Source organism: Priestia sp. ABM2_011, assembly GCF_056158845.1.
Window position 1 is genome coordinate 1,077,156 of record NZ_JBSWUB010000001.1, and the last position, 15,173, is coordinate 1,092,328.

Below are 15,173 nucleotides of genomic sequence, written 5' to 3' on the forward strand. Positions count from 1 at the left end.
AGAAAGGTGTGAAGCAGTGTGGCAAAAGAATATGATTTGGTCATTCTCGGCGGTGGAACCGGAGGGTACGTAGCAGCTATTCGTGCCTCTCAGTTAGGTCTATCGGTAGCGGTTGTGGAAAAAAATAAGTTAGGCGGCACATGCCTGCACGCAGGGTGTATCCCAAGCAAAGCTTTACTAAGAAGTGCAGAAGTCTATCAAACGGCTAAGAAAAGCAGTGAATTTGGCGTAGAAACGTCCAATGTACTATTGAACTATGCTCGTGTACAAGAACGAAAGTCAGAAATTGTTTCACAGTTACATAATGGTGTCAAACAGCTAATGAAAAAAGGTAAAATTGACGTATATGAAGGAATTGGACGTATTTTAGGACCTTCTATTTTTTCTCCTATGCCAGGAACCATCTCCGTTGAATTAAAAAGCGGTGAAGAAAACGAAATGCTTATTCCAAAGAATGTAATTGTCGCAACAGGGTCTCGCCCTAGAACATTACCTGGTTTAACAATCGATGGAGAGAAAGTAATCACTTCAGATGAAGCATTAAAGATGGAAACACTTCCTGCTTCTATTATTATTGTGGGAGGCGGCGTCATTGGAATTGAATGGGCGTCAATGCTCACAGATTTTGATGTTGATGTAACGGTTGTTGAATACAGCGATCGAATTTTACCAACAGAAGATCCAGATATCTCCCGTGAAATGACGAAGCTTTTAAAAGCAAAAGGAGTGACCATTATTACTTCTGCTAAAGTAATGGCTGATACACTGTCTGTTGGTGGTCAGGTGAAAATTTCTGCTCAAGTAGGAGACGATATGCAAGAATATGAAGCAGAAAAGCTGCTTGTATCTGTAGGGCGTCAAGCGAATGTCGAAGGAATTGGTCTCGAGAATACCGATATTGTAGTAGAAAACGGTGTGATTGCCACAAATGATTTTTATCAAACGAAAGAATCTCATATCTACGCAATTGGAGATGTGATTGGCGGACTGCAGCTTGCACATGTAGCTTCTCACGAAGGAATCGTAGCTGTTGAGCATTTACACGGTGACAAGCCTTTGAAGATTGATTACACAACAATTTCTAAATGCGTATACAGCAGCCCGGAGGCAGCAAGTGTAGGATTAACAGAACAAGAAGCAAAACAGCAAGGATTTCAGCTGAAGGTTGGAAAGTTTCCGTTTAAGGCCGTTGGAAAAGCTCTTGTATATGGAGAGGCAGAGGGATTTGTTAAAATTATTGCCGATGCCGACACAAATGATGTTCTTGGTGTGCATATGATTGGACCTCACGTGACGGATATGATTTCTGAAGCGGGTCTTGCAAAGGTATTGGATGCTACACCATGGGAAATTGCTCATACCATTCATCCTCATCCTAGCCTTTCAGAAGCGATGGGAGAAGCTTCATTAGCTGTAGATGGAAAAGCGATTCATTTTTGATGATTAAAGGAGGTTTAAACATGACAAAAAACCGTCATGAATCATTAGGATTAACTGATGAACAAGTACTTGAAATGTACCGCACTATGCTGCTTGCACGAAAAATTGATGAGCGTATGTGGCTATTAAACCGTGCAGGGAAGGTGCCTTTTGTTATTTCATGTCAAGGTCAAGAAGCCGCTCAAGTTGGCGCAGCTTTTGCCTTAAACAGAGAGAATGATTACATATTACCTTATTACCGCGATCTGGGTGTTGTGCTGGCATTTGGAATGACTGCGCGCGATTTAATGCTTTCTGGGTTTGCTAAAGCAGAAGATCCAAACTCAGGAGGTCGTCAAATGCCAGGTCACTTTGGCCATAAGGAAAAGCGAATTGTAACAGGATCTTCTCCCGTTACAACACAGGTGCCTCATGCAGTAGGAATCGCTTTAGCAGGACGGTTGGAGAAAAAAGACTTAGTCACGTTTGTCACGTTTGGAGAAGGATCTTCTAACCAAGGAGATTTCCATGAAGGCGCGAACTTTGCAGGTGTTCATAAGCTTCCTGTTATCTTTATGTGTGAAAATAACAAGTATGCGATTTCTGTTCCGGTTGAAAAGCAGCTAGGATGCGCAAAAGTATCTGATCGTGCGATTGGATATGGTATGCCGGGCTACACAATTGATGGAAACGACGTCCTTGAAGTATACCGAGTGGTAAAAGAAGCAAGAGATCGTGCATCTAGAGGAGAAGGGCCTACTCTTATTGAAACTGTTTCAGAGCGCTTGACTGCCCATTCAAGTGATGACGATGATCGTGCATATCGCGGAGCAGAAGAATTGTCTGAAGCTAAAAAGAGTGATCCGCTTGCGTACTTTGCGGCTTATTTAAAAGAGGTTAGCGTGTTAACCGATGAACGAGAAAAACAAATGCTTGATGATATTATGAATATCGTTAATGATGCAACAGATTATGCTGAAAACGCTCCTTATGCAGAAGCGGAATCGGCTTTAAAATACGTGTACGGTGAGTAAGGAGGAGAATATATGCCGGTTATTTCATATATTGATGCAGTAACAATGGCCATTCGTGAAGAAATGGAAAGAGATTCCCGCGTGTTTGTATTAGGAGAAGACGTAGGGAAAAAAGGCGGCGTATTTAAAGCAACCAACGGACTGTACGAACAGTTCGGAGAAGAAAGAGTCATTGACACACCTCTTGCAGAGTCCGCCATTGCGGGGGTAGGAATCGGAGCGGCAATGTACGGCATGCGTCCAATTGCTGAAATGCAGTTTGCTGATTTTATTATGCCTGCAGTCAATCAAATTGTGTCAGAAGCAGCAAAAATTCGCTATCGTTCTAATAATGATTGGAGTTGTCCAATTACAATTCGAGCTCCTTACGGCGGGGGAGTTCACGGTGCTCTTTATCATTCTCAATCTGTTGAAGCACTCTTTGCCAATACGCCAGGGTTAAAGATTGTGATGCCTTCTACGCCTTATGATGTAAAAGGATTATTAAAAGCAGCTATTCGTGATGATGACCCAGTTCTTTTCTTTGAGCATAAGCGTGCGTACCGTTTGATTAAAGGAGAAGTCCCTGAAGATGATTATGTACTGCCGATTGGCAAAGCAGATGTAAAGAGAGAAGGAGACGACATCACGGTTATTACATATGGTCTTTGTGTACACTTTGCTCTTCAAGCTGCTGAAAAACTAGAAGCAGACGGTATTTCAGCACACATCTTAGATTTAAGAACGGTCTATCCGCTTGATAAAGAAGCTATTATTGAAGCAGCCTCTAAAACAGGTAAGGTCCTGCTTTTAACGGAAGACAACAAAGAAGGCAGCATTATGAGCGAAGTAGCAGCTATTATTGCTGAACACTGCTTATTCGATTTAGATGCGCCAATTCAGCGCCTTGCTGGCCCTGATGTTCCAGCTATGCCGTATGCACCAACAATGGAAAAATATTTTATGGTGAATCCAGATAAAGTAGAAAAAGCAATGAGAGAATTAGCTCAATTTTAAAAGGAGTTGTATCAATTGGCTATTGAAAAAATTACGATGCCGCAGCTCGGTGAAAGTGTAACAGAAGGTACAATTAGCAAATGGCTCGTTTCTGTTGGAGATCACGTAAATAAGTACGACCCGTTAGCTGAAGTCATGACGGATAAAGTAAATGCTGAAGTGCCTTCTTCTTTTAGCGGAACAATTAAAGAGTTAATTGCAGGTGAAGATGATACTTTACCCGTGGGAGAAGTGATTTGTTTAATTGAAGTAGAAGGAACTGTCCCTCAAAAAGAACAGAAAACGTCTGATAAGACTGTAGAAGAATCAGCGCCAAAAACAGCGGACAGTCAATCCAATAAAAGCCGATACTCTCCAGCTGTTATGCGTCTGTCACAAGAGCATAATATTAATTTAGATACCGTGACAGGAACAGGTGCGGGCGGCCGCATTACGAGAAAAGATATTTTAGCTGTTATCGAAAAAGGCGGAGCTTCTGAAGTGAAAGAAACACCTGCATCAACAGTTCAGCCAGAAGCACCCGTAGCGGCAGCTGCTCCGAAAACGAAGCAACCCGCGCCGGTTGTGTCTGCAGCCGGAGATCAAGAAATCCCTGTTTCAGGCGTGCGTAAAGCTATTGCAGCAAATATGCTTCGCAGTAAACACGAAATTCCGCATGCATGGACAATGGTTGAAGTTGATGTAACGAACTTAGTTTCTTATCGTGATGCATTAAAGACGGAGTTCAAACAAAAAGAAGGTTTTAACTTAACTTATTTTGCGTTCTTCGTAAAAGCAGTGGCTCAGGCTTTAAAAGAATTCCCTCAAATGAATTCAATGTGGGCAGGAGACCGTATTGTTCAGAAAAAAGATATTAATGTATCTATTGCTGTTGCAACAGACGATGCTTTATTTGTGCCGGTTATTAAACAAGCCGATGAAAAGACAATCAAAGGCATTGCGCGTGAAATTACAGAGCTTGCGCAAAAAGTTCGTACGGGTTCATTGAAGTCTGAAGACATGCAGGGCGGAACATTTACTGTTAACAACACAGGCTCATTTGGTTCCGTGCAATCAATGGGGATTATTAATTACCCGCAAGCGGCTATTTTACAAGTAGAATCTATTGTAAAACGTCCGGTTATTATTGATAACATGATTGCTGTTCGAGATATGGTTAACTTATGTTTATCACTTGATCACCGCGTGTTGGACGGCTTGGTGTGCGGCAGGTTCTTGGCAAGAGTTAAAGAGATTTTAGAATCTACGTCTAAAGAGAATACGTCCGTCTATTAAAAAAAGCAAATGGAGCTTTCTCCATTTGCTTTTTTATTTTGAAGCAATGATTGAACAATTTGTAAAAGATGTATTAAAATAAAAGAAGAATCATCAAACTTCAAAGTGTAATCATCTAGGTCTAGCAGGCAGCTATTAACTGTAAAGGGGCATGGAAATGAAAACAAATACATTATCATTTCATGAATTTACACGTACACCTAAAGAAGATTGGGCACAGGAAGTTAGCAAAAACACCGCGCTCCGCTCAAAAGAAACGTTAGAAAACATCTTTTTGAAACCGCTTTATTTTGAAAGTGATACGGCACATTTAGACTACTTGCAGCAGAGTCCGGCGGGAATAGATTGTTTAAGAGGAGCCGGTAAAGAATCATACATACTAGGGGAATGGGAAATCACCCAAAAAATCGACTTACCTTCTATTAAAGAAAGCAATAAACTTCTTTTACACAGTTTGAGAAATGGACAAAATACGGCCGCTTTTACGTGCAGTGAAGCAATGAGGCAAGGAAAAGACGTTGATGAAGCAACTGAAGCTGAAGTAGCCTCAGGCGTTACAATTTCTACTTTAGAGGATGTTGCTCATTTGTTTCAGCATGTAGCTCTTGAAGCTGTGCCTTTATTTTTAAATACGGGATGTACATCCGTTCCACTTCTTTCGTTTCTAAAAGCATACTGTGTTGATCATAACTTTGATATGAGACAGCTAACAGGTACGGTTGGAATGGATCCGCTCGGCACTCTTGCTGAATACGGGAGAGTTCCACTTTCTACTCGAGATTTATACGATCATTTAGCTTACGCAACGCGTTTGGCTCACAGTAATGTTCCAGAGCTCAAAACGATCATTGTATCAAGCATTCCTTACCATAACAGCGGTGCAAACGCTGTTCAAGAACTAGCTTATATGCTTGCTACAGGAGTGCAGTATATTGATGAATGCATGAAACGCGGTCTGTCCTTACATCAAGTTTTACCTCACATGACCTTTTCTTTTTCAGTTAGCTCACATTTATTTATGGAAATATCAAAACTTCGTGCTTTTCGCATGCTTTGGGCAAATGTGGTTCGTGCTTTTGATGACACGGCCGTTTCAGTGCCGTTTATTCATACGGAAACGTCACGTCTTACACAGTCTAAAGAAGATATGTATACAAATGCATTAAGGAGCACGGTTCAAGCGTTTGCTTCTATTGTAGGAGGAGCGGATAGTCTGCATATTGAACCATATGATTCCGTTACATCCTCATCTTCTCAGTTCGCTCATCGCCTTTCCCGTAATACTCACTTAATTTTGCAGCACGAAACACATATATCAAAAGTAATGGATCCTGCCGGAGGCTCTTGGTACGTTGAAGCTTACACACATGAATTAATGACAAAAGCTTGGGAGTTATTTGGCAACATTGAAGACCACGGCGGAATGGAAGAAGCTTTAAAACAAGGGCGAATTCAAGATGAAGTTGAACAAATGAAAGTAAAAAGACAAGGAGATATAGAGTGCCGAATTGAGCGCTTGATCGGAGTCACACACTATGCTCCTAAGCAACACGCTGCATCTGAAGAGATAAAAAGCACTCTGTCTAAAAAAGAAGAAAGAAAAATGAATAAATACAGTGACCAGAACACTTCGGAATTTTCATCAAATCTTTCGCTAGAGGACTATACAAAGCTAGCATCTAAAGGGGTAACAGCAGGGTGGATGCTAAAACAAATGGCGAAGCAGTCACAGCCAGACAGTGTTGTGCCGCTCACTAAGTGGAGAGCAGCAGAGAAGTTTGAAAAAATACGGGTTTATACAAAGGGAATGAGCATTGGCATTATGGAGCTCGCCGATCCTAGCAGCCATAAAAAAGCTGAGATTGCCCGGTCTTTATTTGAAAGCGCAGGCTTTGCGTGTGAAACAATTAAAAACATAGATTCCTACGTCGAGATAGCAGATTGGATGAATGAACAAAAGCACGAAGCATATGTAATCTGTGGAAGTGATGAACTCGTGGAAAAGCTCTTAACAAAAGCGATGACTTATTTTGAGGAAGATTCTGTTTATGTGTACGTAGTAGGGGAAGAACACGTATCACGCAAAACGCAGTGGCAGCAAAAAGGTGTAATGAGCGTCATACATCCTAAGACAAATGTTATTCAATGCGTTAAGAAGTTATTATGTGCTTTGGAGGTAGAAGTTCATGTATAAAAAGCCTTCTTTTTCTAATATTCCATTATCATTTTCAAAGCAGCAAAGGGAAGAGGACGTGACTCAAAGTTCATTCACTGCTTTTCAAACAAATGAACAAATTGAATTAAAATCATTATATACAAAAAAAGACAGAGATGACCTCGACTTTATTCACTTTGCACCTGGTATTCCACCGTTTGTGAGAGGACCGTATGCAACGATGTATGTGAATCGGCCTTGGACGATTAGACAGTATGCAGGATACTCAACGGCGGAGGAAAGCAATGCCTTTTACCGCCGAAACCTAGCTGCTGGACAGAAAGGGCTGTCTGTTGCTTTTGACCTAGCTACCCACCGCGGCTATGACTCTGATCATCCAAGAGTTGTTGGAGATGTAGGGAAAGCAGGAGTGGCAATTGATTCAATGATTGATATGAAGCAGCTGTTTGAAGGGATTCCGCTTGATCAAATGTCCGTGTCGATGACGATGAACGGGGCGGTTCTTCCTATTTTAGCTTTCTACATCGTAACAGCTGAAGAACAAGGAGTAAAAAAAGAAAAGCTGGCTGGAACGATTCAAAACGATATTTTAAAAGAATATATGGTGCGCAATACGTATATTTATCCTCCTGAAATGTCCATGCGAATCATTGCGGATATTTTTAAATATACAGCGGAGCATATGCCGAAATTTAACAGTATTAGTATATCAGGCTATCATATGCAAGAAGCAGGCGCTCCAGCAGACTTAGAGCTTGCTTATACGCTTGCAGATGGACTTGAATATGTACGAACCGGCTTGAAAGCAGGAATTTCAATTGACGCGTTTGCACCGAGACTATCCTTTTTCTGGGCAATTGGAATGAACTACTTTATGGAAGTAGCGAAAATGAGAGCGGGGAGGCTGCTGTGGGCAAAACTCATGAAACAGTTTGAGCCGGACAACCCTAAATCACTTGCTCTTAGAACGCATTCTCAAACGTCCGGATGGAGCTTAACCGAGCAGGATCCATTTAATAATGTTATTAGAACATGCGTCGAAGCTCTGGCTGCAGTGTCAGGACATACGCAATCGCTTCATACAAACGCACTGGATGAAGCGATTGCTCTTCCGACTGATTTTTCAGCTAGAATTGCTCGAAATACGCAGCTTTATTTGCAAAATGAAACGGAGATTTGTTCCGTCATTGACCCTTGGGGAGGCTCTTATTATGTGGAATCATTAACGAATGAATTAATGATAAAAGCGTGGAAGCACCTTGAAGAAATAGAGCAGCTCGGCGGAATGACAAAAGCAATAGAAGCAGGCGTACCTAAAATGAAGATAGAAGAAGCTGCTGCGCGCAGACAAGCAAGAATAGACTCGCAGGTAGAAATTATTGTAGGTGTGAATCAGTTTCAGCCGGAGCAAGAAGAACCGCTTGATATTCTTGATATTGATAACACAGCAGTTCGAATGAAGCAGCTGGAAAAGCTAAAGAAAATACGCAGTGAACGTAACGAACAAGCGGTACTCGAAGCGCTTAATCGACTGACCACTTGTGCCAAAACAGGCGAAGGGAATCTCCTTGCTTTTGCGGTTGAAGCTGCAAGAGCTAGAGCTACACTAGGTGAAATTTCAGAAGCCATTGAGAAAGTGGCTGGAAGACATCAGGCTACTTCTAAGTCAGTCAGCGGGGTATACAGTGCGGAGTTTGCGCATCGAGATCAAATCGAAGAAGTTCGAAAGCTCACGGCTGAATTTTTAGAGGAAGAAGGAAGACGCCCAAGGATTTTAGTGGCGAAAATGGGGCAAGACGGTCATGACAGAGGATCAAAAGTGATTTCAACAGCCTTTGCTGACCTTGGATTTGATGTGGATATTGGCCCTTTATTTCAAACGCCTGAAGAGACAGCAAGGCAAGCTGTAGAAAACGACGTACATGTGATTGGCATAAGCTCTTTGGCAGCCGGGCATAAAACGTTACTGCCGCAGCTTGTTGATGAGTTAAAGAAATTAGAGCGCGACGATATCGTTGTTATTGTCGGAGGCGTTATTCCTAAACAAGACTACTCATTTCTTTTAGAGCACGGCGCTTCTGCAATCTTTGGACCTGGAACAGTAATCCCAAAAGCGGCCGTTTCCGTCTTACATGAAATAAAGAAACGGTTAGAAGAATAGTTGGTGAAGACAATTGGTGAAATTAAAAACGGTACAAGATTATAAACAAGGGCTGCTTGAAGGGAAAAGAACAGCGTTAGCTCAAGCCATTACTTTAATTGAAAGTAAAGCGCCGAAGCATAAAGCAATAGCACAACAGCTGATTAAAGAAATCTATCCCCATACGGGGCATTCAGTGCGCATTGGTTTTACTGGCGTACCAGGAGCAGGAAAAAGTACGCTGATTGACAAATTTGGATCGTATCTATGCAAAAATGGCCATTCCGTTGCAGTTTTAGCAGTCGATCCAAGCAGTACCTTGTCTGGAGGAAGTATTTTAGGAGATAAAACCAGAATGGAGCTGCTTGCCAAACAAGAGAACGCTTTTGTCCGTCCTTCACCTTCTCAAGGAACGCTTGGAGGTGTTCATCTTAAAACGAGAGAAGCCATTTTTCTTTGTGAAGCGGCTGGGTATAACATCATATTTGTCGAAACGATGGGTGTTGGCCAAGGTGAAATGATTGTAAAAGAGATGGTAGACTTCTTTGTTTTACTTGCTTTAACCGGAGCAGGAGATGATTTGCAAGGAATTAAAAAAGGGCTGCTTGAATGGGTTAATTTAATTTGTGTAAATAAAGCAGACGGGGATAACCGGCTAAAAGCAGAAGTGACTGCAAAAGAATACAAAAGTGTCATCGGTTTTCTTCACGGTCATTCCGGAGGGTGGAAACCACAGGTCATCACAACTTCTGCTTATGAAGAAGCGTCGTTTCAACATTTATGGCAGATAATTTGTGACTATAAGGAATGGATGAATAAAAAAGATCTGTTTTATGCAGTAAGACAAAAGCAAATGAAGGCATGGTTACAAGCAAGTGTTAATGAATATTTACAAGAATCATTTTATGAACATCCTTTAGTTAAGCAAACATTAGGGGATGTTGAAAAACAAATGATGACCGGAGATGCCACAATGGCTGAAGCTCTCCAACACTTGATTAAAATCTATCAGCAGGCGATGAAAGAAATGTAAAAAAGGATCCTGCATTTTATGCGGATCCTTCTACACTAGGGAGTTAAGAGTATGGTTTTCTAGCTGTAAAAACAGTATCACCATTTCTTTTCTTGTTTAATCTTGATTACCAAGAAAAAATGAGTCAAAGCAATCGCCTTTTTAGTTTTCGTTTGCTATGATAAAGGATAGATAGCAAAAGGGAGGTATGAAAATGAATATCGATTTTAACTTGTTTATGAACGACGTTGTTCGTCAGGCCCGTAAAGAAATTACAGCTGCTGGTTATACAGAATTAAAGACGGCTGAAGCGGTAGATGAAACGTTTAAACAGCCTGGCACAACGCTTGTAATGGTGAATTCAGTTTGCGGTTGTGCAGGAGGTATTGCAAGACCTGCTGCAGCGCACGCTGTACATTATGATAAACGTCCAACAAACTTGGTTACAGTATTTGCTGGGCAAGATAAAGAAGCAACTGCGCGTGCACGCGAATACTTTGAAGGTTATCCGCCTTCATCTCCATCTTTCGCTTTATTAAAAGACGGAAAAATTATCACAATGGTAGAGCGTCACGAAATTGAAGGCCATGAGCCAATGTCAGTTGTGATGAAGCTGCAAGAAGCGTTCGAACAGAACTGTGAAGAAGTGTAAGAGAGAAGCCGTTTTGAACGGCTTCTTTTTTTATGCATTTTTTTATCCGTCTGTATGCAGGCTTTCTAATGAGTGGAAAATGTTGAGAAAAGGTATTTTCAAATAGTGAAACTTATATTTAAAAAAGATATTGCATATTTATAATGTTGTGTTAAAATACATTTATATGAATATATATTTAAATTTCGACATTTACTTGCAATAGTAAAAAACTTATTTCATAATATTATTAATTTTTAAAAAATAATGTAAGGAATAAACTAGGGGGAACGAAGATGAAATTGAAAAAGTGGTTATCGGTAACGGCAATTGGTCTCTTAACAGCAGGCGTTTTAGCTGCATGCGGAGCAGGAGAAGGAACGTCTAATGGCGGAGCAAGCAGCGACGACAAAGATAAAAAAGTACTTGTAATGGGAACATCAGCAGATTACCCACCCTTTGAATATATTGATACGGCAAAAGGTGATAGTGAAGCAATCGGATTTGACGTAGATTTAGCAAAAACAATCGGTAAAAAGTTAGGCTATGACGTGCAGGTAAAGGATATGGAATTTGGCGGATTAATTCCAGCTTTACAATCTAATAAAGTCGATTTAGTTTTAGCCGGTATGACGCCAACTGAAAAGCGTAAAAAGAACGTGGACTTCTCAGACGTATACTACGAAGCAAAAAACATGATTGTATCGAAGAAAGATGCGCCAATTAAAAACGCAGAAGAACTAAAAGGAAAAACAGTCGGTGTACAAACTTCTTCTATTCAAGCAGACGAAGCAAAAGAAATTGCAAAAGAAGTTGACGGAGTAAATGTAACAACGCGTGACCGTATTCCAGAACTAATTCAAGAAATGAAATCAAATCGTATCGATGCAGCGATTATTGAAGATACAGTAGCTAAAGGGTATGTGAACAAAGACAAAAGCTTGCAAATGTCTGATACAGGACGTCCCGATTCAAGTAAAGGATCAGCAATCGCATTTCCTAAAGACAGCAAGCTAACGAATGACTTTAACCGTGAATTAAAGAAAATGAAAGAAAACGGTGAATTGGATAAATTAATCGTTAAGTGGTTTGACGACCAAAAATAAGAATGATAGTTAGAGAGGAATGGAACTAGGCATGAATTTGGATTTTTCGCAAATCGTGCCTTCTATGCCTTATATTTTAAAAGGGATAGGGGTAACGATACAGATAGTCCTAGCTTCAGCAATTTTAGGGTTTGTGCTGGGAGTTATTTTATCTTTATGTAAAATCAGCCGCAATAAACCTCTTCAATGGTTTGCGGATGCATATACGTCCGTGTTTCGCGGAACACCGCTTGTACTGCAATTATTATTAATATACTTTGGATTACCTCAGCTGCTCGGGTTTGATATTGCCCCGTTTCCAGCGGCCGTTGCTGCGTTCGGGCTAAACTCTGCAGCATATATATCTGAAATTATTCGCGCTGGTATTTTAGCTGTTGATAAAGGACAGCGTGAAGCGGCATTAGCGTTAGGAATTCCTTATCGCCGCATGATGGGACAAATTATTTTGCCACAGGCACTTAAAAATATTTTACCTGCTTTAATGAATGAGTTCATTACATTAACAAAGGAATCAGCTATCGTTACAGTTATTGGAGCACTCGACATTATGCGCCGTGCTTACATTGTAGGGGGAGAAAAATTCGCCTACCTTGAACCGTTAATTTTTGCAGGGTTGATTTATTATGTAATGGTAATGGGCTTAACGCTCCTTGGTAAAGCAGTCGAGAGGAGAATGAGAAAAGGTGATTAACGTTGAAAATTTACACAAATCATTTGGTAAGAATGACGTTTTAAAAGGTATTTCAACTACGATTAAGGAAAAAGAAGTCGTAGCTGTTATTGGCCCTTCTGGTTCTGGTAAATCTACTTTTTTACGCTGTATGAACCTGCTTGAAGAACCGACGAGCGGATTAGTTTCCATTAACGGTCAAGTGATTACAGATAAAAAAACAAACATTATGCGTGTGCGTGAAAATGTAGGAATGGTATTTCAGCATTTTCACTTGTTTCCACATATGACAGTGCTTGAAAATTTGACGTATGCTCCGATGACGGTAAAAGGCGTGTCAAGAGAAACGGCTGTTGCTAAAGGCAAAGAATTACTCCAAAAAGTTGGACTTGCTCAAAAAGCCAACGAGTTTCCAAGTCGCTTATCGGGCGGTCAAAAGCAGCGTGTAGCTATTGCAAGAGCATTGGCAATGGAGCCGAAAGTAATGCTGTTTGACGAACCAACATCAGCATTGGATCCAGAGATGGTAAAAGAAGTACTAGATGTAATGAAGTCGCTAACAGAAACAGGAATGACGATGGTCATTGTAACGCATGAAATGGGATTTGCACGAGAAGTAGCAGATCGCGTGCTGTTTTTAGACGGCGGTGTGCTTGTTGAAGATGCGCCTCCGGCTGAATTTTTTTCAGCGCCTAAAAGCAAGCGTGCTAAAGATTTCTTAGAAAAGATTTTATAATAAAAAAGTGCAGGAAGAGTACGATCTTTTCTGCACTTTTTTTATTGAAATTTATACGGTACAGCAAGATTTAAGGTTGTGTTATTTTTCTATTCGTGTTAATAAAGAATAGAGTATTTTATCACACTAAAAAGAAACCAACATGTAGGAGTCTAGAAAATGAAATTTAAAATTGGGTACCGGACAATTAAAACAGCCGTCGGTACATCACTGGCTATTATTATAGCTCAGTTCTTTCACCTCGAGTTTTTTGTATCAGCTGGAATTATCACCATTTTGTGCATTCAAAATTCAAAGAAAAAATCGTTGCGAAGTGCAAGCGATCGTTTTATTGCTTGTTCTTTATCCATTCTGTTTTCGTTTATATTCTTTGAAGGGATTGCTTATCATCCACTTGTTATAGGACTGATGCTGCTTTTGTTTATCCCGGTTACGGTTATATTCAAAGTTAATGCAGGCATTGTTACAAGCTCCGTTATTTTGCTTCATATTTACTCCAAAGGCAATATGACATGGGGAATCGTCTTTAATGAACTTGGCTTAATTGTAATTGGGATAGGTGTTGCCCTGCTTGTGAATTTATATATGCCAAGTTTAGATCAAGAGCTTCGCACGTATCAGCAAGAAATTGAAGAAAATTTCCGGTCGATGTTAAAGGAAATCGCCCTGTATCTCAGAACCAATGACAGCAGTTGGGACGGTAAGGAAATTGCAGATACGGTAAAAATTTTAGAAAAAGCAAAAAGCCTTGCGTTTCGTGATGTAGAAAATCATTTTGTTCGTGGGGAAAATTATTATTACCGCTATTTTAAAATTCGTGAAAAACAGCTTGAAATTATTGAACGCACGCTTCCTCTCATTACCGCTATTGATCTGGTAGTAGAACAGCGCTACATGATTGCCGATTTCATTGAAGAATTAAGTCTATCCATCCACCCTGGTAATACAGCAAAATTATTTTTAGCCAAACTTCAGCATCTACGAGAAGCGTTTGCAGAGATGCCGCTTCCTAAAACGCGGGAAGAGTTTGAAGCGCGTGCCGATTTACTGCACGTAGTCAAAGAAATTGAACAATATTTGGTTATTAAACAAACCTTAAAAATAAGTTAAATAGCATGCATGTTGTTTATCTTGCTTACGAACACTAAATAAGACAAGAGATATCTCTCTTGTCTTTTACTTAGGACTAACGTAAGGTGGTGGATTACGTGCATGTGTTTGCTTTTATCCTTTTACTACTATCTCCGGTTTGGCCATTAGGAGAAAATCCGTTGCCAAATGATCCTTATATTATTATTAATAAACAAAGCAATGAGCTTGCTTATATTCAAAATAAAGAAATTAAACAAATTATTAAAGTAGCAACGGGGAAAACAGTTAATCTGACGCCCGAAGGGGAGTTCACGGTAACAGTAAAAGCTGTTAATCCTTATTATCGGAGAAGTAACATTGAAGGAGGCGCTCCTCAAAATCCTCTAGGTGTAAGGTGGATTGGGTTTGATGCAAGAGAGACTGACGGACGTATTTATGGCATTCATGGTACAAATCAGCCGGATTCCATCGGTAAATATGTATCGAATGGCTGTATTCGCGTAGAAAATCGTGAAGTAAGCCATTTATATGATCAAGTCCCGTTAGGTACAAAAGTATGGATTGTATCTACAGATCAATCTTTTGAAGAGTTAGCCGCTCAAAAAGGCATTGTGAATATACAGCAAAAGACTGGTGACTAGTCACCAGTCTTTTTTATATGTTTGCATTGCACAAAGAAACAGCAGTGCATCTATGTTTTTAGTCATCAGTCTCGATTAAAACCACATCGCAAGTCCCGCTAGAAGCGTAGATATTAACATGACAAGAAGCATTAAAAACACAATGGTTTTTTGGATTTTCTTATTAGACATACAACCAAAGTCCTCCTACACGTTTTTTTCTTATTTTACATGTCTTCCGCTGCTTAGACAAGCAACTTTCTGTA

At 40.3% G+C, this 15,173-nt stretch carries 14 protein-coding genes; 13 read left to right on the forward strand and 1 reads right to left on the reverse strand.

From position 1 onward, the window contains the following. Positions 1–18 precede the first annotated feature (18 nt). From lpdA to ACXAE4_RS05795, 13 genes are all read left to right on the forward strand, one after another. On the forward strand, positions 19–1,440 hold the full coding sequence (gene lpdA, locus ACXAE4_RS05735; protein WP_475235629.1) for a dihydrolipoyl dehydrogenase: 1,422 nt from the start codon (positions 19–21) through the stop codon (positions 1,438–1,440). 20 nt (positions 1,441–1,460) lie between these two features. Continuing rightward, the gene (locus ACXAE4_RS05740; protein WP_475235631.1) at positions 1,461–2,453 is read left to right on the forward strand and encodes a thiamine pyrophosphate-dependent dehydrogenase E1 component subunit alpha; all 993 of its coding nucleotides are present in this window, start codon (positions 1,461–1,463) and stop codon (positions 2,451–2,453) included. Positions 2,454–2,465: 12 nt separating this feature from the next. After that, entirely contained in the window at positions 2,466–3,449 is a 984-nt protein-coding gene (locus tag ACXAE4_RS05745) for an alpha-ketoacid dehydrogenase subunit beta (protein WP_013084975.1), read from the forward strand. A gap of 15 nt (positions 3,450–3,464) precedes the next feature. Beyond that, positions 3,465–4,724 (forward strand): dihydrolipoamide acetyltransferase family protein, encoded by a 1,260-nt coding sequence (locus ACXAE4_RS05750; RefSeq protein WP_049166191.1) that lies wholly within the window; start codon positions 3,465–3,467, stop codon positions 4,722–4,724. Between the two features lie 157 nt (positions 4,725–4,881). Further along, entirely contained in the window at positions 4,882–6,918 is a 2,037-nt protein-coding gene (locus ACXAE4_RS05755; RefSeq protein WP_289578437.1) for an acyl-CoA mutase large subunit family protein, read from the forward strand. Further along, on the forward strand, positions 6,911–9,061 hold the full coding sequence (scpA, locus tag ACXAE4_RS05760) for a methylmalonyl-CoA mutase (RefSeq protein WP_048019778.1): 2,151 nt from the start codon (positions 6,911–6,913) through the stop codon (positions 9,059–9,061). The genes ACXAE4_RS05755 and scpA overlap by 8 nt, the downstream gene beginning before the upstream one ends. A 16-nt stretch (positions 9,062–9,077) precedes the next feature. Further along, positions 9,078–10,073: a methylmalonyl Co-A mutase-associated GTPase MeaB gene (meaB, locus tag ACXAE4_RS05765; RefSeq protein WP_033579718.1), complete on the forward strand. Its 996-nt coding sequence runs from the start codon at positions 9,078–9,080 to the stop codon at positions 10,071–10,073. Positions 10,074–10,266: 193 nt separating this feature from the next. Beyond that, positions 10,267–10,704 carry a BrxA/BrxB family bacilliredoxin gene (locus tag ACXAE4_RS05770; protein ID WP_289578435.1) on the forward strand — a complete coding sequence of 146 codons (438 nt, stop codon included), beginning with the start codon at positions 10,267–10,269 and terminating at the stop codon, positions 10,702–10,704. Between the two features lie 281 nt (positions 10,705–10,985). After that, positions 10,986–11,789 carry a transporter substrate-binding domain-containing protein gene (locus tag ACXAE4_RS05775; RefSeq protein WP_026106695.1) on the forward strand — a complete coding sequence of 268 codons (804 nt, stop codon included), beginning with the start codon at positions 10,986–10,988 and terminating at the stop codon, positions 11,787–11,789. Positions 11,790–11,820: 31 nt separating this feature from the next. Beyond that, complete coding sequence (locus ACXAE4_RS05780; RefSeq protein WP_013059114.1) at positions 11,821–12,480, forward strand: amino acid ABC transporter permease; 660 nt, start codon at positions 11,821–11,823, stop codon at positions 12,478–12,480. After that, positions 12,473–13,195 carry an amino acid ABC transporter ATP-binding protein gene (locus tag ACXAE4_RS05785; protein WP_028411574.1) on the forward strand — a complete coding sequence of 241 codons (723 nt, stop codon included), beginning with the start codon at positions 12,473–12,475 and terminating at the stop codon, positions 13,193–13,195. Before ACXAE4_RS05780 ends, ACXAE4_RS05785 begins: the two co-directional genes overlap by 8 nt. Before the next feature lie 159 nt (positions 13,196–13,354). Continuing rightward, entirely contained in the window at positions 13,355–14,305 is a 951-nt protein-coding gene (locus ACXAE4_RS05790; protein ID WP_013059112.1) for an aromatic acid exporter family protein, read from the forward strand. A 98-nt stretch (positions 14,306–14,403) separates the two neighbouring features. Then, positions 14,404–14,928: a L,D-transpeptidase gene (locus ACXAE4_RS05795; protein ID WP_014458269.1), complete on the forward strand. Its 525-nt coding sequence runs from the start codon at positions 14,404–14,406 to the stop codon at positions 14,926–14,928. Positions 14,929–15,003: 75 nt separating this feature from the next. Here the strand turns inward: ACXAE4_RS05795 and prli42 are convergent, their stop codons facing one another. Next, positions 15,004–15,099 carry a stressosome-associated protein Prli42 gene (prli42, locus tag ACXAE4_RS05800; RefSeq protein WP_149917156.1) on the reverse strand — a complete coding sequence of 32 codons (96 nt, stop codon included), beginning with the start codon at positions 15,097–15,099 and terminating at the stop codon, positions 15,004–15,006. Positions 15,100–15,173 lie beyond the last annotated feature (74 nt).

Excerpts from the sequence above, each read along its gene's own strand:
- ACXAE4_RS05740 (WP_475235631.1), top strand. The coding sequence starts at position 1,461 with ATGACAAAAAACCGTCATGAATCATTAGGATTAACTGATGAACAAGTA.
- ACXAE4_RS05745 (WP_013084975.1), top strand. The coding sequence starts at position 2,466 with ATGCCGGTTATTTCATATATTGATGCAGTAACAATGGCCATTCGTGAA.
- ACXAE4_RS05755 (WP_289578437.1), top strand. The coding sequence starts at position 4,882 with ATGAAAACAAATACATTATCATTTCATGAATTTACACGTACACCTAAA.
- scpA (WP_048019778.1), top strand. The coding sequence starts at position 6,911 with ATGTATAAAAAGCCTTCTTTTTCTAATATTCCATTATCATTTTCAAAG.
- ACXAE4_RS05770 (WP_289578435.1), top strand. The coding sequence starts at position 10,267 with ATGAATATCGATTTTAACTTGTTTATGAACGACGTTGTTCGTCAGGCC.
- ACXAE4_RS05780 (WP_013059114.1), top strand. The coding sequence starts at position 11,821 with ATGAATTTGGATTTTTCGCAAATCGTGCCTTCTATGCCTTATATTTTA.
- ACXAE4_RS05790 (WP_013059112.1), top strand. The coding sequence starts at position 13,355 with ATGAAATTTAAAATTGGGTACCGGACAATTAAAACAGCCGTCGGTACA.
- prli42 (WP_149917156.1), bottom strand. The coding sequence starts at position 15,099 with ATGTCTAATAAGAAAATCCAAAAAACCATTGTGTTTTTAATGCTTCTT.